Raw genomic sequence first — 20,913 nt, forward strand, 5'->3', positions numbered from 1 at the left:
CGGGCGTATACAATGAGAAGTACACATTGTTTCCTATGTTGGCGAGACATGCGCAAACTGCTCGTTCGCTTACGTTTATAGTAGTGTCTCCTCAAAGCCCATAAGTCAGGTGGGGCTGTAAGAAGCAGCTATTCCTGGCTTTGCTGTCATCGAGCCTAATTTTGTCATAAAATAAAGTAACAGGCCTGTGCCTACAGATATGATATTGTGCTGTTATCACACTAGTAGCAAAGAGCTTGAAGAAGAATATGCAACGATCCTTCCAATCATCGCCACCACTGGCACCGACAGAGCAACAACCAGGTGAACAAGCCTTCCTCGCGCGAGACGACGAGTCCGCGCCAGAGCAGGTCTCTCTCGCAGCCGAGCGCGCTCGCTTACGCCAGGGCATTATGCATGTGCGTATTCGCCACTTCTATTGCACGCTCGAAGAGATATTTGACCCTACTCTGCGCGGGTTGAGCTTTGTGATTGGGACCGGCAATGGTCGTCCCAATGAGCCAGGCCGTGTTATTGATGCCTCGCCTGCCGCCGTGCGCCTGGGCATTACTCCTGGCATGCCATTGCGGCGCGCGCATCGTATTGCGGCGCGCACGCGTTTTATGCCCGCCTCCAATGAGCGCTATCAGCCCTTCTTACAGAAACTGCGTGAGCGTTACCGGGCATATTCACGTATTGTCGAGTCGCTGGCCCTTGCTGACGCCTTTATCGATTTGCGTGGGTGCGAATTGGCCTTCGATAGCCCGGTTACACTTGGTGAGCGCCTGTGCGCGGAGATCGCGGAGATGGGATTGACGGCGCAGGTTGGGATCGCTAATGGTAAGGCTATTGCTGAATTGGCCGCGCTTATGAGCAGGCGCGATGGGCGTCAAGGGGTGCTCTATGTGCCTCCTGGTCGTGAAGCCTCTTTTGTGCAAACTCTTCCCCTTTCAATGCTGCTTCAGTTGCGTTCGGCTGGCACAGGTGTTCCCAGCGCCTTGCCAGAGTTGGCTGAGAGCGATGGGGCGCACACTTCTGAGGTGGAGGTCAAAGGTGAGCAGGCCGATCCTATCGCAGTTGCGGAGATGGTTGCGCATTTGCGCGATTTTGGAATTACCAATTTTTCGCAAGTCGCTGGCCTGGCTGAGGAGGGCCTCTCGCGCCGCCTGGGACGTCTGGGAAGCTGGATCTATCATGTCGCGCGCGGTGAGGACATCAGTCTGGTTATTCCCGATGTACCCCCTTTGAGCCAGAATGCGCGCGTGCGCTTTCACCATCCTGCCGATGCGGACGAGGCTTGCGCTGCCGTACGTAAGCTTGCCGATTATCTGAGCGAGCGTTTGCGTGAGCAACGACTTAAGGGGCAATCCATTGCTCTCATTCTCTGGCCTGATCGCCCTCAGAAACGTGAGACTCGCAAGCTGGTTATGGGTGAGGATGGCGAAGAGATGGCTGTGACGACGGCTGAAGAATCGATGGGAGGGCAAATGCTTCTCTCCCGCCATACCGATGATGCCGATGTGATTGCACATCATAGCCTGATGCTCTTTGCCCACTATCACAAGGCGGCTAATCACTATCTACAGGTGCAGTTGCGTATTGGCGATATTATCGCTGCCTTGCCCTCATATTACCCTCCAGCTGTTCGTGCTCGCGGTAGGCCCACACGCAAGCTCTCCCGCTAGTTTTCTATAGCGGCGTTCAGATGGCATATGCAGGTGTGGCTCTTTTGCCTGCGCTACGGATGCCCACTTCCTTGTCAAAATGTTATCGGGCACAATAAAAAAGTACTTATATTGAAACATGTCACTCTGTCGAGACGTTATAGTTAAGGCGAGGGCATATATCGATGTACGTGTTGGGATAGCAGTGATGGCTATCCCTTTTTTGTACCTATGCCGTTTTTCTGGCAATAAATTATTTTGTTTTATTCTGCTTCACAGTGCTGTGAAGTTGCTATCTACGTGACTTCTCCCCTCGCTCTATATAACTTTAGCTACTATTTATTTTTTAGCACAAGAGCTATATCTGCTAGGCAGAGAAGAGAAAACGGTGGTACCCTTGCAAGATGAAGCAGCAAAAAAGCAATTTATAAAGGCTAGACAGAATGGACAACAAAAGGATCCTCCTCCATTTATGGAGTATCCAGTCACACCAAAACCAGAGGCCGTGGAAGACCTGCCTACGGTGGAGTTGGGTGTGGTCCCCGCATCGAAGGCAGTAGAAGATCTACCAACGATCAAAACTGAGATACCTTCCACCTCTCCCCAGGTTGAGAATCTTCCCGCAGTCAGATTTGGTGTAGTTCCCGCGCCGAAGGCCGTGGAGGATTTGCCAACAGTCAAAATGGGGGCATCTCCCTCTCTGCACTTTGCGGAGACGAAGGAACGCAACCAGAAAAGCACTGGGAAGGGTGGGAAGGGCCTGCTTATCCGTGTCGCGCAACTCAAAAAGACGTTCTCCCCTTCCTCTCTCAAGCAAATGACAAAGAGGCAGAGGCTCTCGCTAGCGGTGCGTTTGCTCCTGGTCTTTTGTATTCTTGCCCCTCTCGCGGGCGGCATCGTCTATGCTATGCAAGGATTGACTACCTATAACTCGCTACGCGAGCATGCCAACCAGGGGGTCCAGCATTTCCAGAACATCAAAACGCTGCTCTCAGGCTCTACTGCGCTTAATCCCGCACAGAAGCAGCCCAATATCTTGAATGAGCAAAAGCTGAAGCTCTCTCTCAAGGAGCTGCAGGACGCGCGCACAGAATTTACCATAGCTCAGCAGACCCTCAATACTTCGTCGTTTGTGCATCTGGTGGAGCAGAACAGCTCCTCTTATCAGCAACAGATTGTGGCTGCGCGCCAGGCTCTCGGTATTGGCATTGAGGCGACATATATGGGAGAGGACGCGCTGCACCTGGTCATGAAGCTGGCTCCCAAATTGAGCAAGCCGCTCCTGGCCTCGTCAAAAGATCCCCTGGTGACCTCCAGCGATCTGGCTTTGATCCAGCAGACCCTCAAGATTATGCAGCCTAGATTTGAGCGCATCACTACGAGTTTGCACCAACTTTCGCTCGATGCTCTCCCTTTAAGCGATCAGCAGCGCGCTCAGGCTAAACAATACCTGCAGTTGTTACCACAGGTTGAGCAAGGTTTCTCGCTTGCTAATAATCTGACTTCCGTCGCGGGCTGGCTTCTGGGTGTTGATAAGCAGCGCACCTTCCTGGTGCAGACAATGGACCGGGGTGAGCTACGCGCCACTGGTGGTTTCAATGGGCAGTACGGCGAGCTTACGGTTTCTGGCGGTCGTTTCTCCCCCCTGACACTGAAGGACATCTCTCTTATTGAGTATGTGGCTGGCAATCCCACTAATGGTCAGCTTGCTCCCAGCGCGTACCGCTCCTGGTGGCCTTTTGCCAACTGGGGTGTTCGCGATGCCAATCTCTCAGCCGACTTCCCGACCTCGGCGAAGATCATTACCGACTTATATCATAGCGAGGTCAATCGCGATGTCGATGGTGTGATCATGTTCTCGCCCTTTTTGATCGAGCGTGTGTTGGAGGTGACTGGTCCCATTACCATCAATGAATATCATGAGACGATAACATCGCAGAACCTTGAGGAGCGCCTACACTACTATCAGCTAGATAATGCCGGGATTCGCAAGGCCGAGCTCGTCGAACATGTGGAGGACCCGGCGCAAGCACGTAAGCTCTTTACCAGTCGCCTGGCGAAAGTGCTGATGGAGCGTATTCAATCGGCTCCACTCAACGATTTATTATTGCTTGGTACGATGTTCATGCAAAACTTGAAGACGAAGGATCTGGAGGTCTATCTGAACAACGAGCAGGCGCAGAGCTTGCTTAGTCGCTATGGTTACGCCGCCGAAATTGATCGCTCAACGACGCATGATGGTCTCTATATCGTGCAGGCCAATGTCAGTGCTAGCAAGGCATCACAGTTCACGCGTAGCATCTTTAAGGATAATGTCACTCTGGACGCGCAGGGAGGGGCTACCCACGTACTTCAGATACGCTTGGCGTATAACCAGATCGGTTCCGTGTATGGATTGGATACCTTGCGTGATTATGTGCGCATCTATGTGCCGTCTTCTGCGAAGTTCCTGGGTGGTGATGGTTTCTATACAAATGACCCGTTATGCGGCGGTGGCTTTGGTACCTGTTCCCGCGATGGCATCTACTCGCATCAACAGCTCATCTGCCCTCCAGGGCAGTATGAGGCTGGTGCCTCCGCACCCATGCTTGATGATCCCTACTATCAGCAGTGGCACCCCTTGAACCAAATTGGCGAGCCGACTAACTTCCAGAGCGATGAACCAGGACGCGCAATGTTCGCGGGTTATCTGGTTGTTCCCAAGAACTGCACACTTTCTGCGAGTGTCTCCTGGTATGTGCCACCTATGGGGAAAGATCCCTATCAACTCCTGGTGCAACGTCAGAGCGGTACCTTTCCCGAACTAGATCTCTCGCTGCTCCCGCCTTCGGGTAACTGCGCCAGTCTCTCGTCTCAGGGCGTCTACTACAACGGTCCCTTGACCCAGGACCGCCTGTTCCAGAGCAAGAGCCCTACCAATGCGGTCGCGAATAACAATAATTGTTACCCTGGTCCCGGCGTGTAATCATAAGCCAGAGAAGAGAAAGAGGCTGAATCCTGTAGTGCAGGCTCAGCCTCTTTCTCTTTTGCTATTGGTGTAATTGTTAGTTTTCCAAAACCTCATCGATCAGGCCATATTCTGCGGCCTGCTGGGCGGTGAGATAGTTGTCACGATCCGAATCTTGAGCAATGCGCTCTACGCTCTGTCCCGTGTGTTTCGCGAGCAGTTCATTCAACTCACTACGTGTGCGGATGATCTCGCGAGCCTCGATCTCCAAATCTGCGGCCTGACCCGCGATCTCGCCCGAAATAAGGGGCTGATGGATAAGAATAGTGGAGTTGGGTAGGCTAAAGCGCTTTCCCTTCGTGCCTCCTGCTAGTAAGACGGAACCCATACTCATAGCGATGCCAACACAGAGTGTTGAGACATCGGGCTTGATATATTGCATGGTATCGTAGATCGCCAGTCCAGCCGTGACGCTACCACCAGGGGTGTTGAGATACAGGCTAATATCACTTGACGAGTCCTCATGTTCCAGGTAGAGCATGAGCATGATTGTCTGGTAGGCAACCATATCGTCGACGGGCTTGCCTATCATGATAATGCGGTCCTTCAGCAGCATGTCTTCGATGCTGTATGTTCCTCCACGCTCACCACCGCGCCCATATTCATTGCGTACGGAATGCAGACCCAGGCGCTGTACCTCACCACCCCAGCGCAGATCGCGGGGATGAATAATGCTACCCATGAGAGTTTTCTCCTTATTTCTCAGCCAGTTCCTCGCGTGAAATCACTTCGTCGGCAATCCCATATTCAACCGCTTGCTTGGCGTTCATATAGCGACGGCGGTCGGCGTCCAGTACGATCTCGTCGACGCTGCGTCCCGTGTGCTCGGCGAGGATCTCATAGAAGCTCTGGCGCTGACGCAAGAGCTCACGCGCGCGAATCTCGATATCGCTGGCCTGTCCCTTGATAGAGCTCAATGGTTGATGCAGGACAACGAGCGAGTGTGGGAGGACGAAGCGCTTTCCTTTGGTTCCAGCCGCTAAGAGCACTGCGGCAACTCCCTGGGCCGCTCCCAGGCATACAGTCGTGATCTCTGGCTTCAGGTAGCGCATGGTGTCATAGATGCCCAGGCCATAGTATAGGTTCCCATCAAGGGAGCCATGACAGTTGATGTAGAGGCTAATCTCCTTCGTGGCGTCGTCGCTTTCAAGGTAGAGCAGCACTCCAATCAGGTAGTTGGCGATCTCATCATTGATAAAAGGAGGAACGAAGACGATACGCTCTCTCAGGAGTCGGGAGGGAACTTCATTGATACGGACGCTTTCTCGACGATACGAGGCCATATTTGTTATAGAAGGCGCGGTCTGGCCTTCTTCAGTGCCATGGTTGCTCCAGATCGGGTTCATATGTGCTCCTTCTGGCATCTCGCGTATAAATGTGTTGCTTTTGCTTTCAATCTTACAAGAGGCGCATTCTGATAGTTGACCGTATGATACTGAAAGCGTCGATGTATGTCAATATAGCGCCTGGGAGCTTTTAGCGTACCATCTTCACGCCCAAAGGAGCAGTAAGGTCGCCTGGAATTCTCCAGACGACCTTGCTATGTCTTCCGTCAAGAAACATGTATACGCTACGGGAGCTTTTAGCGTGTGGCGACGCCCAGTCCGGGGGTATCGGGGAGGATGAGCTTGCCTCGCTCGACGCCTACGCCAGTATAAGGGTCATCGTTAATAAGCAGATGTCCATCCAGGTCAGCATAATCGACGAGCGGGGTCAGGTGTGCAGCGGCGGTAATGGCAAGTGAACTCTCGATCATACAACCTAGCATGATCTTCAGGCCGTGCGCGCGTGCTACGTGGATCATCTTGAGGATATTGCTGATACCATTGCTCTTCATCAGCTTCAGGTTGATGGCATCGACACATTCGCTCAGCCTGGGGATATCTTCGGGTGCGACACAGCTTTCGTCGGCCATGATGGGCAAGGGCACGTTCTCTCGAACGAGTTTCAGGCCTGCCAGGTCATAGGCTGGCACCGGCTGCTCAACAAACTCGATATTATAGGGAGCTAAGGCATTGATATTTTTGATGGCCTCCTTTGGCGTCCAACCCGCGTTGGCATCCACGCGGATGACCGCCGATGAGACCTCGCGAATAGCCTTGATGTTTTCGATGTCCTGCTTCGTGCCAACCTTGATCTTAAGCACAGGGTAGTCTTTCGCCAGGAGCGCCTTCTTCGCCATCTCAGTTGGTGTGTCTATGCCGATGGTAAACGATGTCAGAGGCGTGCGTGTAGGATCTAAGCCCAGCAGCTTATAGAGCGGTACTCCAAGCTGTTTTCCCACAAGATCATAGAGGGCCATATTGACTGCGGCCTTGGCGGCTGGATTCAGGCGTATTACCTTATCCAGGCGAGTCATGATCTCTTCAATAGCGAAAGGATCGTCGCCCAGGTTGCCCGCGAAGAGTGCGATACAGGCCAGGACAGTCTCTACGCTCTCGCCATAGTAGCGGCTAGGTGCTGCCTCGCCATAGCCTACCTGCTCGCCAAACGACAATTCTACGACCGCATTCGCCGCAACATGCTGAACTGAGCGTGAAATACGGAAGGGCGTCGTGAGTTGGAGGTCTACGGGACGTGCGTCAATATGGATCATTTTTCCCTCTTTCCATGTATTCAGACAAGGCGTTCGCTCTAGCCGCACCTGCGGCGTTGATTTTTGTTTAGGACATCAGTGATAAGTGCCTATGCTACATTCTAACAGCCTGACGAGCGCTATGGGAAGAGGGGATGGTCACTACTCATCGGAGAATGCAAGAAGAATATGCTTTTGATAACAAGAGATGTTGGACATTGTTCTAGCTGATAAACATATTCAGGTAAAGGGGATCAAAGCGAGGAGGCAGCATTTCCAGCAAGCTATGCTATAATGTTTTCTGACAATGCCTCTCGTTGCGTGCTGTCTGCGCGCCTATCATAGAATCGTATGCTAGCAAAGGGAATATGTATGCCGACGCGAGAAGACGCCTATACACTTATGACAAGTCACGTACACAATCTGAGCCTGCAAAGGCATATGCTCTCGGTTGAGGCGGCAATGCGCGCGTACGCGCGCAAGTATGGTGAGGACGAAGAGCTCTGGGGCGTGGCGGGCCTGCTACACGACTGCGACTATGAAGAGTATCCCGATCTGAGCCAGCATACCCAGGTTGCGGCGGTCTGGCTTGGTGACGCCGGGTATGATAAGCGTGTTATTTATGCTATCCTGGCCCATAATGATCTAAACCTTGAGACAAACCCACGTTCTGACCTGCTCTCCAAAGCCCTCTATGCCTGCGATGAGGTGACGGGTATGATTACCGCGACCTCCCTGGTGCGCCCAACGAAGAGTATCATTGGATTGGAAGCTTCCTCGGTGCGCAAGAAGATGAAGGCCAAGGGCTTCGCTGCTGGTGTCAATCGCGATGATCTGGTAAAGGGTGCTGAAGGCCTCGGCGTCGATCTAAACGAGCATATTACCTTTGTCATCGAGGCCATGACTGGCATCGCCGATGTACTTGGTCTGGCGGGTAGTGACGCCTAGTATGTCCTTTGATACTATCTGGTGCGCTCGCCTCGGCGCAGCGTGCGAACGGAAGTGTAGACAGTATGCAGCAGTCTCGTAAACCCCGGCATCAATCGCGGCGGCTCTTTACTGCCAGTGAGCTTGCTTCATATGAGCATTGCTCACTCGCTTGGTGGCATGAGCACTATGATCCTATCGCTCAGGGGAACGACGACGAACTCTTCGCGCGCCTCGTCGAGATGGAGAACAAGCATGATGCCCAGGCTCCTTCTCTGCCTGAGTATCATGTCGTCGAGCAATTGCTTTTGCGTCGAGGGGCCTTTGAGGATGAGAATGCGCGGCAGCGTGAGGGCACGGATGTCGAGGAGATGGCGGATGAGCGTATAATCACACCTGGCTCAGAGGGCGCTATGCGCCGCCTGGTCCCCGTGATTTTGGGGCTCGTTGTTCTCTCGCTGCTTCTGATTATCTCGTCCGCCTTTCTGAAATAAGGCTGTATTTGTCAGAAATGTGTTGGGAAAGGGGGGAAACGCATTGGGTAGCATCCTGTTAACGTTTGGACTCTGCCTGCTCTTCATCGCTCTCGCTCTACTCATGCTTTGGCATAATGAGCGTTCGCGTCAGCAAGAGCGTTTGCATAATGAGCGCCGCCAGGCGCTTGACCTGCCAGGCGAACTGGTTTACGAGGATGTTGATAATGAGGGGGAAACCCTCTATTCTAGCGAGTATCCCCTCATTGGCAAGCCAGACTATATTGCTCAACACGACGATGGGCGACTCATCCCTGTGGCGCTCAAACTCACCGTGTCGGGCCTGACTCAACCCCTGAGTAACCACGTTCTGCAAGTCGCGGCTTATTGCCTGATCCTTGAGGACTACTCCGCGATGCCTCCTACGCATGGTCTTCTTCGCTATGCCGATCATGATTTCACTATTGATTACACTCCTGCTCTGCGCAAGAAGGTCATTCGCTTGCTGGGAGAGATGGAGCGCTACGGCTCCCGTGATATTCCTACTCTGGCAAGCCAGCGAGCCAACAAGTGCCGCGCCTGTGTCTTCCAACAAATCTGCCCCATTGGACGCAATAAATAGAAGCTGAGAGCTTCTGTACAAAACTCACCCCTCAATTGACAGCCCTCGCTCAAAGGTCTACACTGGCATCAGGTTAGATGTGTATGGGTTACCCCTATTTGAAGTGAGGATCTATTTATGGCTACATTTCATGAAGTGGTGGAGTTGAAAGGGCATATTATCGATTCCTGGTCGCTTCCTCGCGCCTGGGACACGATCATGGACCGTGGCGGCAATTTTACAGTACAGGAAATTACTATCGGTAAACATAAGTCGGAGCCAAGCTATGTGCGTCTCCAGATAGAGGCGCAGGACCCCGAAACGCTCGAACTGATTATCTCGGAGTTGCAGCAGTTTGGCGCGGTTATGGTAGACGCTCACGATACTCAGACGGAAATGGTGGAGCAGGATGGCGTGTTGCCCCCCAATTTCTATTCCACAACTAACCTGCCTACACAGATCCGCATTGGTGGACAGTGGGTGACGGTTGACGGGATCGAGATGGATGTGGTGATCGTGGTTGAGCCTGAACACAAGCATGCCTATTGCAAGCCGATGCATGAGGTGCAGAAGGGCGACAAGATCGTAGTTGGGCATAAGGGAATTCGTGTTCAGCCCTACGAGCGTGAGCGTGGTCAGGAGACCTTTGCCTTCATGCAGAGTGATGTCTCCTCCGAGCGTGCCAAGGTCCTTGCTATCAAAAATATTGCTCGCCAGATGCGCGAGACGCACAAACGAGGCGGTAAGATCCTCTTTGTGCTGGGTCCCGCTGTGATCCATACCGGTGCGGGCCGCTACGTAGCGGAACTCATTCAACGTGGATATGTCCATGCCATCTTCGGTGGTAACGCGATCATCACACACGATATCGAGTCCGCGCTCTTCGGCACCTCCCTGGGTGTCAATCTCAAAACAGGCGAGCAGGTTGAGGGTGGACATCGCAACCATCTGCGCGCCATTAATGCTATGCGTGGCATCGGCTCGCTGGAAAAGGCCATCGAGGCTGGCCTGTTGCGTGAGGGCATTACCTACGAGGCCCTGAAGCGTGGCCTGCCTCTGGTGCTTGCTGGCTCCATTCGCGATGACGGTCCCATGCCAGGTGTTATCACTGACATGCCAGAGGCGCAGCACCGAATGCGCGAGGTTGTGCAGGATATCGATATGACGATCATGGTTGCCTCTATGCTACATGCTATCGCTACGGGCAATCTACTTCCGGCGCGTGTGCGCACGGTGGTTGTGGATATCAATCCAGCGGTCGTGACCAAGCTTGCGGATCGCGGTACCTTCCAGGCTGCGGGCCTCGTCACCGACGCCGAACTCTTCCTGCGCGAACTGGTGGAGTCCCTCAACGAGATCGAAAGAACTGAGGTCTAACCAAACCAGGAAGCCATAGGGCATATGTAGTCGCGTACACTTTAGTGTACGCGACTACATATGCCCTATGGTGCGCTAACGCGCGAAGGGATGTCTTTTTTGTGCTTCATCTACTGTGGGGATGAAGCGTGCTCGGCGAGCGCACGCATCCGCTCTGCCTGTCGGAAGAGCGCGTCACGTAGCTCATCGGGCTGGCGCACAATAAAAGGGCACTCAAGGCTTGCCAGCGAGTGTGCCAACCAGTCAAGTTCATCGACATAGCATTTGAAGAGTACCTGTCGCTCCTGATCTATGACCTGTTCGAGTACTGCCCTGGCTGGCGGCACCATCGTGCGTGCCTCCTCTAGTGTCGTTTCCAGTATCACCTCGACATACCAGCGTGCGGGAGTCATCGGTATTCCCTTCGTGACATACTCCAGGCAATTGAAGTTCGTTGGGCGGGTAAAGTGCTCAGCCCGCATTGTGGCGTCCAGTATTCGGTCCAGGCGAAAGCTGCGCAACTCTTTCCGCAGGTGGCAGTAGCCCGCCATATACCAGTAGCCCACGCGGTAGACCAGCCCATAGGGATCAACCTCGCGTTCAGAGATGTCGCCTTTGAAGGCTTGATAGCTCAGGTGGACGCGCCGTTCTAGCTGTGCCGCTGTCGAGAGTACGGAGATGATCTCGGCACGTATCGTCTTACGTGTGTCGAGATAATGGAATTCCAGGGTATTCTGCAATGCCTGCATGCTTTCACGTAGCTCCAGGGGGAGAACACGCTCTACTTTTGCCGCGACACCTTCAATAGAGGGGGTCGCCTCGGCTAAGCCCAGTTTGCGTGCCGCGAAAAGCCCTAACGTCAACGCCAATGCTTCTTCATTGGTAAACATCAGAGGTGGTAGCTTGAAGCCGGGTCGCAAGAAATATGCTCCGTAGCGCCCCCTGCCCCCCTGTACTGGAATGCCCATGCTCTGCAACATAGTCACATAGCGCCGCACAGTGCGTACATCTACCTCCAGACGCTCCGCTAGCTCTGGCCCACTGATACGTGTGCGCGATTGAAGCAATTCAAGAACTGTGAGGACGCGTGTGGTTGGAAAATACATGCTTCCTGTCCCTTTCTCGCTATGTATTGGCTCTGGCTGACAGAAATATGTTCAATCAGGACGTATTATACCCGCTTTCGGTTGTATACTCAACGTTAGTCGTGTCTGTATTGGCTACAGTGAATATATAGAACGCAAGAAGAAAGGTAAGTACCATCATTATGGATAAACAAACCGCGCTTGTGATTATTGATATGCAGGTAGGGCTGTTTGAAGAAGCCGGTCAGCCAGAAGAGCAGCTAGCGAATATTCAAAGCCTGCTAGTTCAGGCTCGTGAGGCGGGAACACCAGTGATCTATGTGCAGCATAATGGTCCCGAGGGTGATAGCCTGGTGAAGGGGCTCCCCACGTGGGAGATCCATCCAAACATCGCGCCACACGAAGGTGAACTGGTAGTCCAGAAGCGCGCCTCCGATTCATTCTATGAGACAACTCTTAATGAGGAGCTTCAGCAGAAGCATATCACTCATCTCGTCGTTACTGGTGGGCAGACCGAGTACTGCGTCGATACCACCATTCGCCGCGCGACGACGCTTGGCTACAGCATTACGTTGGTCTCCGATGCGCATATTACTGCGGACAACGAGTTTCTCTCCGCGCGTCAGGCCATTGCTTATCATAATTATCTGCTCGATGGTTTCGGTACCGATAAAGGCCGAATCTCAGTTAAGCCCACCGCAGACATTCACTTCTAGCACACTACAGGAAAAGGCGCGGGAGGGTGTCCTCCCGCCAGGGCATATCTCTATGGCAATGTTACATATTTCACGCGAGCATGCGCGCCGCTTCCTAACAGCCTATCACTTTCAACCAACCGATCTTCCAGGTGTCTTTGAGCGCCTGGGAACGGTGCAGTATGATCCCTTGAATCCGGTCGGACGCAATCCTGATCTTGTCTTCCAGGCTCGCATCCCTGGCTACCAGATTGACGACTGGCAGCATTTGGCCTATACAAAGCGCCTTCTTTATGATGCCTGGGATAAGCAAGCCTGCCTGGTCCCAATTAGCGATTGGCCGCTACGGGCGATGGTGCGTGAGTCATACCGACCCTACCACGACCGTGAGATCCTGGGGCTTGATCCCGAAACACCTGAGCGTATTCTGGCTGAGATGGATGCACGCGGCCCGCTCTCCTCCCTGGAATTGGATGACCACTCACGCATGGCTGATAAGAATTCGTGGTATGGCCTCACAAAAGCCAAACGTGCGCTCCGCTCGATGTGGGTCTGTGGCATGATCCTCACACATCATCGTCGCAATGGGCGGCACTACTATGATCGCCCAGAGCGCGTTATTCCCGATGCTCACTTTCAGACACCACTGCTAGATAATGCTGATGCCTTTCACCGTTGGATAATCGGACGCCGTTTTCAGGCCGTAGGACTGCTTCGCCCCAATGCGGAAGCCGCTATCTGGAGCGCTTGCGGTAGTTCCTCTATACGTAAAGCGGCTATCGCTCAGCTTGTCGCGGATGGTATTCTGACTCCCGTTCAGGTAGACGAGAAGGCCTGGACATACTACCTTCTTACCAGTGCTCTTCCCCTGTTGGAGTCCACCTCCACCGCTACTGAGCACGCCAATGAAGCGGAGATGCGCTTCATCGCGCCCCTCGATAGCATTCTCTGGGACCGTAAGAGCATTGAGCATATCTTCGGGTTCGACTACATCTGGGAAGTCTATAAGCCTGAGCACCTGCGCCGCTGGGGATATTACGTGCTTCCTGTCTTCTATCGCGACCGCTTTGTCGCGCGTATCGATTCACGCCTGGAGAAAGGGGTCTGGACCATCAATAAGTGGTGGTGGGAGAGCGACGTCAAACCTGACGCGAGTATGCGCGCCGCCCTCAAGCGCGCTTCCCGCAAGTTCATGCATTACCTCAACGCTCATGACATCATCGTTAGCGAGGCTATCGATAGTAAAACTCGAGCCGTCCTCCTCTCGGGCAAGAAATAAGGAAAAACGTAGAATGGTCGCTGTATTTACCTCTAGTATAATACAGCGACCATTCTACATTTTGGTTTAGCGAGTGGAGAAATGCTGTTGAAGGGCATCCATCAGCTTTTCCGCGCCGAAACGAATAACGTCTGTCGTAGGCAGACCCGTCTCTTCTTCAGCCTGCTGGATGGCTACGCGAGCCTCTTCCTCACTTAGCCCAACGGTCATCAATGCCAGTCCGACGACCTTACATTGCCCATCCTGGCGAATCCAGTTGATCGCGTCTTCATTGATCTGGATCAGGCGCGAGAGCGATGGCATGGGACAGCGCTCGTAGCCGTCAATGGTCTTCGCTGTAGCGAGGTGGCAGAAAATCATGGCGTCAGGAACCGATCCGTGGATCAGGCCCAGCGTTACGGGTGAGTAGCCAGGGTGGGTAAGCGCGCCCTGTCCCTCAACGAAGACCCATTCATGCGCATTGGACATCTCCAGCACTTTCTCTTCCACCATTCCCGCGATGAAGTCGCTAATGAGGTGGTCAATAGGTAGTCCATCGTTAGAGATCATTATGCCGGTCTGACCCGTCGCCAGGAACGCGCCATCCAGGCCGCGCTGGCGCGCGACACGTTCAAGTTCAAGCGCGACCGTCATCTTACCTGCTGAACAGTCGGAGCCAACCATCAAGACGGTGTGGCTTCCAGGTCGGTGAGGGGTAAACTGTGCGACCCGTGTCTGATCTGGTGCGCGCCGCACATCCCAAAGGGTAACGCCCTTCTTCTCTGCGGCCTCACGCAGTTCGTCGTCGTCTGCAAGAAAGGTATGGAGTCCACTAATGATGTCGAGCCCATGTTCGATGGCAGTCAGGAGTTGCCAGCGCCAGCTCGCGGGGAGCGCTCCACCCTGCGGTGCGATGCCGATCATAAGGGTATCTGGTTTTAAGCGCAGGGCTTCATGGATATCCTGGACCATTGGGATGCCTTCGCCCAGAGGCACTTCCAATGCCTGCGCGACATCCTTTCCCATATGAGTACTATCGATGACCGCTAGAATCTCATCCTTACTATAACGAATAACACCCGTTGCCGTCTTGGCCCGGTGCAGGGTGAAAGCTCCTTCCGCCAGGATCACAATTCGTCGCATAAATAAGCAGCTCCTTTGTCCAGATGGGTAGATAATTTTTCCCTATTATATACACAAAAAGAAGGGAGCGAGCGGCCTGCTCTCGCGAGTGGAGCCCGCTCTTGAGCGAACTGTTAAGCTTTGCTGCTTGCCCTCTAGACGCTGGCAGGGAGACATGCTATCATAAAGTTCATCACATAGCGTGGATACACAGTAAGGAGTTTACTTTTCATGCAATCCAATCTGTTCCGCTGGCTCTTTGAAGATCCCGTGATGGCCGGGTCCAATGGTGGTCTCCCTGGTACTGAAGTGTTTCACTTTCTCTGGCCCTGGCTTATCTTCTGTATTGCCGGACTCTTACTCACTTTTTACTATTCTGTTGAGGGTCGTAAGCGCTTTGTGAAGAGCAAGCCCCTGGCGAAGCGCATGCTTGACAACTATTTGGGCTGGTTCGCCGTGATCTGTGTTGTGGGTCTCCCCTTGATCTTTGCGCGCGTCTACCTGAGTGGCTACTTCTTCGCCTGGCGTTTCTGGCGCTATCTCTGGCTCCTGAGCATGGTTGTTTGGGCTGCGACCTGGATTTACTACCTGGTACGCAAATACCCCTCAGAGCGCGCTGGCTTCAAGGCATATCAGACCCAGCAGAAGTATGTTCCGAAGGGGAATCGCAGCAAGCGTAACGCTCGCGCTGGCTCGCGCTAGACTAACTGGAGACTGTCTTGGGACGTACAACCTCCGTGGCAGGTATCCTCCTGGTAGGAGGGCTTAGTAGCCGCATGGGTCGCGATAAGGCCATGCTTCCGTTGATGGGGGTTGACGAAAGATCAGGCTCAACCTTTGTGGTCTCACAGGCCACACTCCTACGCGAGCGATGTAGCGAGGTTGTACTTGTCGCTCGCGATGAGGAATATGCGGAGCGGTATCGGCATCTGGATCTACCTACGTGTGTGCGTGTGGTGGTCGATGTTGAGAAGGACAGGGGGCCATTGATGGGCTTGTACAGCGGTCTGCGTGCTATTAATGCGTCACATGCCCTGGTCTCCGCTGTTGATATGCCTTTTGTACAGCTTGCCGTGCTTGATTTCCTGCTGGCTCAACCCCTGGACGACGCCATCATTTTGCCCTTTGTAGCAGGCGCTCCCCAGGTTTTGTTGGCCGTGTATCCACGCATCTTGCTGCCTATCATCGAGGCGAGCTTGCGCGCCGGGCGACGTGGTCCTCGCTCACTCTTGGAGCAAGCGCGTGTGCGTTATGTGGAGGAGGAGCGCTTGCGGGCTATAGATCCCAAACTGCGCTCGTTTGTGAACATAAATACTCCCGACGAATTGCGACGAGAGGGCCTGGAACGATAGGCCCTCTCGCTTATCTATTTTCCCAACACAGGAAATCTCATATGTAGGCGCTCAGCTTCATCGAGCGTAACTTGTTAGCCCATGCCACGTCTTCGCAGTCCATATGTAGGCGCTCAGCTTCAGCGAGCGCAGAGCTCTATGAGCGCAAGCGCCTTCGCGCCATTTTTTTGAGCTCTTCCTCGAAGCCACGCATCTGAAGCCAGGCGCGAGTCTCGCCTCCCACCACTATATCTACCTTGCGCATCTGAGCTATGGTACCAGCTCCACTCAGTTGCATGGCAACCTTGAGCTCCGCGATGAGTCCTTCTAGAAGTTCTCGCACCTCGTCATACCCCTGACTAGCCGCTTTCAGGAAGGGAAACCCTATGCCAACAAGCGTCGCGCCTACTGCCAGCGCCCGCGCAATGTCCAACCCATTGCGTACCCCGCCAGTTGCTATCAAGGGCAAATGTGCCACACCACTCTCAATAACCGCGATAGGCGTTGGAATACCCCAGTCTCGATAGAGCTCGCCAATGCGCGTGGAGCGTTCGTCTCCGCGAGATTGTGAGCGTGCGGCCTCCATCGCGGCCATGCTGCTACCGCCAGCGCCTCCCACATCAATGGCTGAGACTCCGCATGAGCGGAGCAGCAATGCCTGCTCGCGGCAAACACCTGCCCCTGTCTCCTTGGCGATGATTGGTAATGGGAGTCTTTGCGCGAGCTGACGCAGCGCCCTGGCCTCACCAACCGCGCGTCGATCACCTTCTGGCTGGGCCGCTTCCTGTAAGCTGTTCATATGCAGTGCCAGGGCATTCGCTCCGATCATCTGTATGGCCTGCTCTACCTGCTCGTAGGTAAAGGCCGGATGATGCTCTTGAGCGATAAGCTGGGGGCGCCAATGTTGGCGATCAGAAAGGCGTGTGGAGCCTGCTCGCGCGTGATTGCGAAGCTATCCGCGACTTCAGGATTAAGGATCGCGGCACGCTGGCTTCCCACACCCAGTGCTAGCCCATACTCTTCGGCGGCTCGCGCCAAGTTGCGGTTAATTGTAAGTACATCGGGATGCCCACCTGTAAGCGAGGAAATGAAGAGAGGGTAACGCAGTCGTTGTCCCAGAAACTCTACTGAGGTATCAATAGCATCCAGGTCTACCTCCGGTAGTGCCTGATGCACGAAGTGTATATCCTGCCAGCCAGCCTGCTGCGGCGCTGAGACGTCCCGTGCAAGCGCGACATTGACGTGCTCAATTTTGCGCTGTTTGACTTCATCGGTCATAAATGTAAGGAAATCCTTTCTGCGCGAACGACGCTCTGCGATCTGATGCTACTTGGCTACGCTCGACGTTAGGCGCTCTCTGGTTCTTGCACCTATAAAGTAGACGAGTGGCGGACCAAAAATTATGGCGATTTGGTAGATAGTGACAGAAGCAGTATTGAAATCGCTTAACGTGTACAGCAAAGGTGTGGTGCTGGTGAGGATCAGCAGGGTGAATGAGAACGCATCACGGCGGCGCAGTGCTACTGCCCAGAAGAGCCAGAGGATATACCCCGGCCAGAACCAGCCTGAAACCAGAAGCAGATACCAGAGAATGCTGCTGATCCATCCATATATCAGCGTATCGACGCTTGTCAGAGTGGATGCCGGGTCATTTGCATCCGTGAGATGGAGGTTGAGTAGGCTAGCATCGCGCACTGTGCCAAACTGACGCAGATAGATCAGGACAAAGACGAAGGTGGCGGAGGCACGTACCGTCATATCTGCTGAGGTGATGGGGTCCAGGTACGCTGGCATATGCGTGAGATGGGCAAACCAGGAATAGAAACCTCGTAGAAGGAGTGCGAGCAGCCCAATTGGCGAATGAATAAAATGCGCCACATCGACGGTTGAGGTCAGCGCAAAGAATGTTGTCGCGCCATGCCAGAGAGGTAGGAAGAGCAGGGCCAGGGGAAGCAACATTGTTAATATCCGCCAACCTGCCGCCAGGACCGCATGCCAGTACCCCCGTGTATGGTCGACAATAAACCAGGCGTAGAGAGCGGCCAGAAGCAGTGCGATCATGTTGGTGCTAATCGCTAGACCAAAGCATAGAAGAGCACCCAAGGCGTAGACTGGCCTCCTCCTCTGAAGCGTGCACCATGTCGCCAGCAATAGGAGTAGCATTAGCAACCCTTCACTCTGTCCATTGCCCGCTAGTTCAATCAAGACCAGCGGATTCCAGGCATATATCAGAGCTCCTGACAGGCGGTGTTTGGGTGCGATCTTGCTGAGAATGCTCCAGACAAGCACGATATTGAGCAAATGCGCCAGCAGGGCGAAGCCTTTAAAGAGGAGCAACGTTGTGGCTGGATTTGAGCTCAATTGGGTGAACAGTGTTGAAAGATAGAGCCAGAGAGGTAGCGTGATGTCATGCTGGTCTCGACGAGTTTGAATCCAGCTTGCATATGCATCATTAGGCAGGTGTATGGGCGCGATCTGGAAGGGGTCGAGGTGATAGTAACCCAGCGTGCGACCAGCAAACATTGAAGTAAAGACATTATCCGAGAATATAGAGGGTAACAACAGCAGGGTCAGCCCAAAGACTAGCGCGCCTCCCAACAATCCTATGAGCCAGCGTCTATCACCTATTCCCGTGAGCTGCGAGAGTCCTACGAGATAGAGTAGGCCGAGCGCGATCAACGCCCCTCCCAGGAGAGGAGCTGGCGATCCCCCAAAGACATTCGTGAGCGTCTGTAGTGGCATAGCAAGCCATCGTGAGGGCTGGAGTAGCCAGGGATAGAGCCCCGATAGCGGAGTTGGTATAAGATGTAGCGCTGGTAGGGGAACGAGCGCCAGCAGAAAGAGATAGACCAGCTCGCTAGCCAGAGCCAGCCAGAATAATGCGAATGCTGCGCTGCGCACGCGTACTGTATTTGATTGTGTGTGGGATAGCAACTGTATATCTGTCACGACGACATAGCGTCCTTATAGTGCGTACTTGAGGAGCCTTTGTGTAAGACCCACCATCGCTATTATATAGCAAGTGATGGGATTCAAGGTAGGTTCCCAAAGATAGAGGGGTCGCGTTGGTTACTATTATTCACCAACACGACCCCTCTATCTGGAAGGGCTATACCAGAATCAGGCCAATCCTACGCGTTTGAACGAGGTGTCGACATGCTTAGTATAGAAATCTGTATTGGTCAATTCTTCAAGCTCGGGGCGCGAGAGGTATTGCGTAACCTCGGAATCGTTGCTGAGCTCATTAAGGAGGGCGGGACCCTGGATTGAGCCATTGCTTGCCATTGCCCAGACCTTTTTGGCGTTGCGTTGCACCATCTTATAGGCTTCCTGGCGACCAACACCCTTATCGATCAGGGCGAGCAGGATGCGCTGTGAGAATACCAGCCCACCGGTCATATTCAGATTAGCGAGCATGCGTTCCTCATCAACCTGAAGGCCCTCAATGACGTTGGTGAAGATGTGCAGAACATAATGCAGCAGAGTGCAAGAATCAGGAATGATGACGCGCTCGGCGGACGAATGGCTGATATCGCGCTCATGCCAGAGGGCGACATTCTCCATTGCCGTTACCGCGTAGCCGCGCAGGAGGCGCGCCAGGCCACAGATGCGCTCGCAGAGCTCAGGATTGCGTTTGTGTGGCATCGCGGAAGATCCCTGTTGTCCCGCGCCAAAGGGCTCAAAGGCCTCGCTCAACTCTGTCCGTTGCAGATGTCGGATCTCCTGCGCCATCTTCTCTAGCGAGCTTCCGAGCAGAGCGATGGTCGTAATGAAGTGTGCGTGGCGGTCGCGCTGCACGACCTGATTTGAGATGGGAGCAACACCCAGGCCCATTTTCTCACACACGAACTCCTCGATATGAGGTGGTATGGTCGCGTGTGTCCCAACCGCGCCTGAAATCTTACCAACCGCGATCTGCTCAAGCGCGGCGGCGAGGCGCTGCTGGTGCCGTTTAAGCTCATCCATCCACAGGGCCAACTTCAGACCAAAGGTCATTGGCTCGGCATGAATGCCATGCGAGCGACCAGCCATCAACGTATATTTATAACGCTTCGCGGCGGTCCCCACGACCTCAACCAGTTTAGCGAGTGAGACGGTCAAGAGTTCGCCAGCCTCTTTGATCTGGGCCGCAAGGCCTGTATCCAGGACGTCGGAAGAGGTCATACCCAGGTGGATGAAGCGTCCTTCGGGTCCCAGTTGTTCCTGAATAGAGCGCAGGAAGGAGATAACATCGTGATGTGTCTCTTTCTCAATCTCGCTCATCCGCTCGGCGTTGTAGCGCGCGGTACGGATCTTCTCAATCGCGTCCTGGGGAATAACTCCTTCACGGGCCCAACCCTCACAGGCAAGCAACTCAACTTCCAACCACTTGTCCGTTTTATGTGTATTTGACCAAATAGCGGCCATTTCAGGCAAAGAATAGCGTTCGATCATGATCTATGATTTCACCTCAATGAATAAACATGACTTCTCAGCGCTGACGCGCAGCCACCGCAGATGGTGAGAGGTTTATGAAAACCAAGGGTATGTGTTGTCCACCCGTCAGTGTATCACATGCCAGATAGAGCCTCCACATTACTGTGGCATAAAATGATGCCTCATTGTGTTATCTATGTTAGAATAGGAACAAAATAAGATGTGCGTACTACATGATCGAGGTCACTGTGTTCGGAACGTAGAGTAACGAGCATCTTGACGTGGCAAGACCATGCATGTACAATCTTCTCAGAATTGTTATGCGTATATGGCGAGAGACGTGGGGAGGCTGCCAGATGTACAGTTCTCCAGGGGAATAACGCCACAATCGCATAAATACAAGAGCTAAAAGCTGGGAGTCGCA

Annotated in this window: 19 protein-coding genes; 10 read left to right on the forward strand and 9 right to left on the reverse strand. The window is 53.6% G+C overall.

Annotation, left to right across the window (positions count from 1 at the left end; all coding sequences use genetic code 11):
* The first annotated feature begins 248 nt into the window (after window positions 1-248).
* Complete coding sequence (locus K3T82_RS14615) at window positions 249-1,664, forward strand: DNA polymerase Y family protein (RefSeq protein WP_220194175.1); 1,416 nt, start codon at window positions 249-251, stop codon at window positions 1,662-1,664.
* Window positions 1,665-2,115: 451 nt separating this feature from the next.
* Entirely contained in the window at window positions 2,116-4,608 is a 2,493-nt protein-coding gene (locus K3T82_RS14620; RefSeq protein WP_220194176.1) for a DUF4012 domain-containing protein, read from the forward strand.
* 79 nt (window positions 4,609-4,687) lie between these two features.
* On the opposite strand, the gene K3T82_RS14625 is transcribed toward K3T82_RS14620, so the two are convergent.
* From K3T82_RS14625 to K3T82_RS14635, 3 genes are all read right to left on the reverse strand, one after another.
* Complete coding sequence (locus tag K3T82_RS14625; RefSeq protein WP_220194177.1) at window positions 4,688-5,332, reverse strand: ATP-dependent Clp protease proteolytic subunit; 645 nt, start codon at window positions 5,330-5,332, stop codon at window positions 4,688-4,690.
* 13 nt (window positions 5,333-5,345) lie between these two features.
* A complete protein-coding gene (locus K3T82_RS14630; protein WP_220194178.1) occupies window positions 5,346-5,996 on the reverse strand; it encodes an ATP-dependent Clp protease proteolytic subunit in 651 nt (216 codons plus the stop codon).
* Window positions 5,997-6,232: 236 nt separating this feature from the next.
* Entirely contained in the window at window positions 6,233-7,246 is a 1,014-nt protein-coding gene (locus K3T82_RS14635) for a dipeptide epimerase (RefSeq protein ID WP_220194179.1), read from the reverse strand.
* Window positions 7,247-7,597: 351 nt separating this feature from the next.
* Between K3T82_RS14635 and K3T82_RS14640 the strand changes: the two genes are divergently transcribed.
* The 4 genes from K3T82_RS14640 to K3T82_RS14655 all read left to right on the forward strand — a co-directional run bounded on the left by K3T82_RS14640 (window position 7,598) and on the right by K3T82_RS14655 (window position 10,603).
* Window positions 7,598-8,173, forward strand: a complete 576-nt coding sequence (locus tag K3T82_RS14640) for an HDIG domain-containing metalloprotein (protein ID WP_220194180.1) — start codon at window positions 7,598-7,600, stop codon at window positions 8,171-8,173.
* A 65-nt stretch (window positions 8,174-8,238) separates the two neighbouring features.
* On the forward strand, window positions 8,239-8,646 hold the full coding sequence (locus K3T82_RS14645) for a hypothetical protein (RefSeq protein ID WP_220194181.1): 408 nt from the start codon (window positions 8,239-8,241) through the stop codon (window positions 8,644-8,646).
* Window positions 8,647-8,689: 43 nt separating this feature from the next.
* Window positions 8,690-9,247, forward strand: a complete 558-nt coding sequence (cas4, locus tag K3T82_RS14650; RefSeq protein WP_220194182.1) for a CRISPR-associated protein Cas4 — start codon at window positions 8,690-8,692, stop codon at window positions 9,245-9,247.
* A 117-nt stretch (window positions 9,248-9,364) separates the two neighbouring features.
* A complete protein-coding gene (locus tag K3T82_RS14655) occupies window positions 9,365-10,603 on the forward strand; it encodes an ornithine cyclodeaminase, nickel-pincer nucleotide-dependent (RefSeq protein ID WP_220194183.1) in 1,239 nt (412 codons plus the stop codon).
* A 110-nt stretch (window positions 10,604-10,713) separates the two neighbouring features.
* Here K3T82_RS14655 and K3T82_RS14660 read toward each other — a convergent pair whose 3' ends face one another.
* The gene (locus tag K3T82_RS14660; RefSeq protein WP_220194184.1) at window positions 10,714-11,688 is read right to left on the reverse strand and encodes a helix-turn-helix transcriptional regulator; all 975 of its coding nucleotides are present in this window, start codon (window positions 11,686-11,688) and stop codon (window positions 10,714-10,716) included.
* Window positions 11,689-11,849: 161 nt separating this feature from the next.
* Between K3T82_RS14660 and K3T82_RS14665 the strand changes: the two genes are divergently transcribed.
* Complete coding sequence (locus K3T82_RS14665) at window positions 11,850-12,383, forward strand: cysteine hydrolase family protein (protein ID WP_220194185.1); 534 nt, start codon at window positions 11,850-11,852, stop codon at window positions 12,381-12,383.
* A gap of 52 nt (window positions 12,384-12,435) precedes the next feature.
* Window positions 12,436-13,641: a DNA glycosylase AlkZ-like family protein gene (locus K3T82_RS14670; protein ID WP_220194186.1), complete on the forward strand. Its 1,206-nt coding sequence runs from the start codon at window positions 12,436-12,438 to the stop codon at window positions 13,639-13,641.
* Window positions 13,642-13,707: 66 nt separating this feature from the next.
* Here the strand turns inward: K3T82_RS14670 and K3T82_RS14675 are convergent, their stop codons facing one another.
* Complete coding sequence (locus K3T82_RS14675) at window positions 13,708-14,763, reverse strand: N-acetyltransferase DgcN family protein (RefSeq protein WP_220194187.1); 1,056 nt, start codon at window positions 14,761-14,763, stop codon at window positions 13,708-13,710.
* A gap of 210 nt (window positions 14,764-14,973) precedes the next feature.
* Between K3T82_RS14675 and K3T82_RS14680 the strand changes: the two genes are divergently transcribed.
* Together K3T82_RS14680 and mobA are read left to right on the forward strand one after the other, a co-directional pair.
* Window positions 14,974-15,444, forward strand: a complete 471-nt coding sequence (locus tag K3T82_RS14680) for a hypothetical protein (RefSeq protein ID WP_220194188.1) — start codon at window positions 14,974-14,976, stop codon at window positions 15,442-15,444.
* A 17-nt stretch (window positions 15,445-15,461) separates the two neighbouring features.
* The gene (mobA, locus tag K3T82_RS14685) at window positions 15,462-16,094 is read left to right on the forward strand and encodes a molybdenum cofactor guanylyltransferase (protein ID WP_220194189.1); all 633 of its coding nucleotides are present in this window, start codon (window positions 15,462-15,464) and stop codon (window positions 16,092-16,094) included.
* 136 nt (window positions 16,095-16,230) lie between these two features.
* On the opposite strand, the gene K3T82_RS14690 is transcribed toward mobA, so the two are convergent.
* The 4 genes from K3T82_RS14690 to purB all read right to left on the reverse strand — a co-directional run bounded on the left by K3T82_RS14690 (window position 16,231) and on the right by purB (window position 20,507).
* The gene (locus K3T82_RS14690) at window positions 16,231-16,902 is read right to left on the reverse strand and encodes an alpha-hydroxy-acid oxidizing protein (RefSeq protein ID WP_220194190.1); all 672 of its coding nucleotides are present in this window, start codon (window positions 16,900-16,902) and stop codon (window positions 16,231-16,233) included.
* A 14-nt stretch (window positions 16,903-16,916) separates the two neighbouring features.
* On the reverse strand, window positions 16,917-17,351 hold the full coding sequence (locus K3T82_RS14695) for an alpha-hydroxy-acid oxidizing protein (RefSeq protein WP_220194191.1): 435 nt from the start codon (window positions 17,349-17,351) through the stop codon (window positions 16,917-16,919).
* Window positions 17,352-17,399: 48 nt separating this feature from the next.
* Window positions 17,400-19,022, reverse strand: coding sequence for an MptA/MptB family glycosyltransferase (locus tag K3T82_RS14700; protein WP_220194192.1), 1,623 nt, complete (start codon window positions 19,020-19,022; stop codon window positions 17,400-17,402).
* A 171-nt stretch (window positions 19,023-19,193) separates the two neighbouring features.
* On the reverse strand, window positions 19,194-20,507 hold the full coding sequence (purB, locus tag K3T82_RS14705) for an adenylosuccinate lyase (protein ID WP_220194193.1): 1,314 nt from the start codon (window positions 20,505-20,507) through the stop codon (window positions 19,194-19,196).
* Window positions 20,508-20,913 lie beyond the last annotated feature (406 nt).

Source organism: Ktedonospora formicarum, from assembly GCF_016587355.1.
Lineage (GTDB): Bacteria > Chloroflexota > Ktedonobacteria > Ktedonobacterales > Ktedonobacteraceae > Ktedonobacter > Ktedonobacter formicarum.

Excerpts from the sequence above, each read along its gene's own strand:
- K3T82_RS14620 (WP_220194176.1), top strand. The coding sequence starts at position 2,116 with ATGGAGTATCCAGTCACACCAAAACCAGAGGCCGTGGAAGACCTGCCT.
- K3T82_RS14635 (WP_220194179.1), bottom strand. The coding sequence starts at position 7,246 with ATGATCCATATTGACGCACGTCCCGTAGACCTCCAACTCACGACGCCC.
- K3T82_RS14675 (WP_220194187.1), bottom strand. The coding sequence starts at position 14,763 with ATGCGACGAATTGTGATCCTGGCGGAAGGAGCTTTCACCCTGCACCGG.
- K3T82_RS14645 (WP_220194181.1), top strand. The coding sequence starts at position 8,239 with ATGCAGCAGTCTCGTAAACCCCGGCATCAATCGCGGCGGCTCTTTACT.
- K3T82_RS14615 (WP_220194175.1), top strand. The coding sequence starts at position 249 with ATGCAACGATCCTTCCAATCATCGCCACCACTGGCACCGACAGAGCAA.
- K3T82_RS14680 (WP_220194188.1), top strand. The coding sequence starts at position 14,974 with ATGCAATCCAATCTGTTCCGCTGGCTCTTTGAAGATCCCGTGATGGCC.
- K3T82_RS14670 (WP_220194186.1), top strand. The coding sequence starts at position 12,436 with ATGGCAATGTTACATATTTCACGCGAGCATGCGCGCCGCTTCCTAACA.
- K3T82_RS14630 (WP_220194178.1), bottom strand. The coding sequence starts at position 5,996 with ATGAACCCGATCTGGAGCAACCATGGCACTGAAGAAGGCCAGACCGCG.
- K3T82_RS14625 (WP_220194177.1), bottom strand. The coding sequence starts at position 5,332 with ATGGGTAGCATTATTCATCCCCGCGATCTGCGCTGGGGTGGTGAGGTA.
- K3T82_RS14690 (WP_220194190.1), bottom strand. The coding sequence starts at position 16,902 with ATGATCGGAGCGAATGCCCTGGCACTGCATATGAACAGCTTACAGGAA.
- K3T82_RS14695 (WP_220194191.1), bottom strand. The coding sequence starts at position 17,351 with ATGACCGATGAAGTCAAACAGCGCAAAATTGAGCACGTCAATGTCGCG.
- K3T82_RS14665 (WP_220194185.1), top strand. The coding sequence starts at position 11,850 with ATGGATAAACAAACCGCGCTTGTGATTATTGATATGCAGGTAGGGCTG.
- purB (WP_220194193.1), bottom strand. The coding sequence starts at position 20,507 with ATGATCGAACGCTATTCTTTGCCTGAAATGGCCGCTATTTGGTCAAAT.
- K3T82_RS14655 (WP_220194183.1), top strand. The coding sequence starts at position 9,365 with ATGGCTACATTTCATGAAGTGGTGGAGTTGAAAGGGCATATTATCGAT.
- K3T82_RS14660 (WP_220194184.1), bottom strand. The coding sequence starts at position 11,688 with ATGTATTTTCCAACCACACGCGTCCTCACAGTTCTTGAATTGCTTCAA.
- K3T82_RS14640 (WP_220194180.1), top strand. The coding sequence starts at position 7,598 with ATGCCGACGCGAGAAGACGCCTATACACTTATGACAAGTCACGTACAC.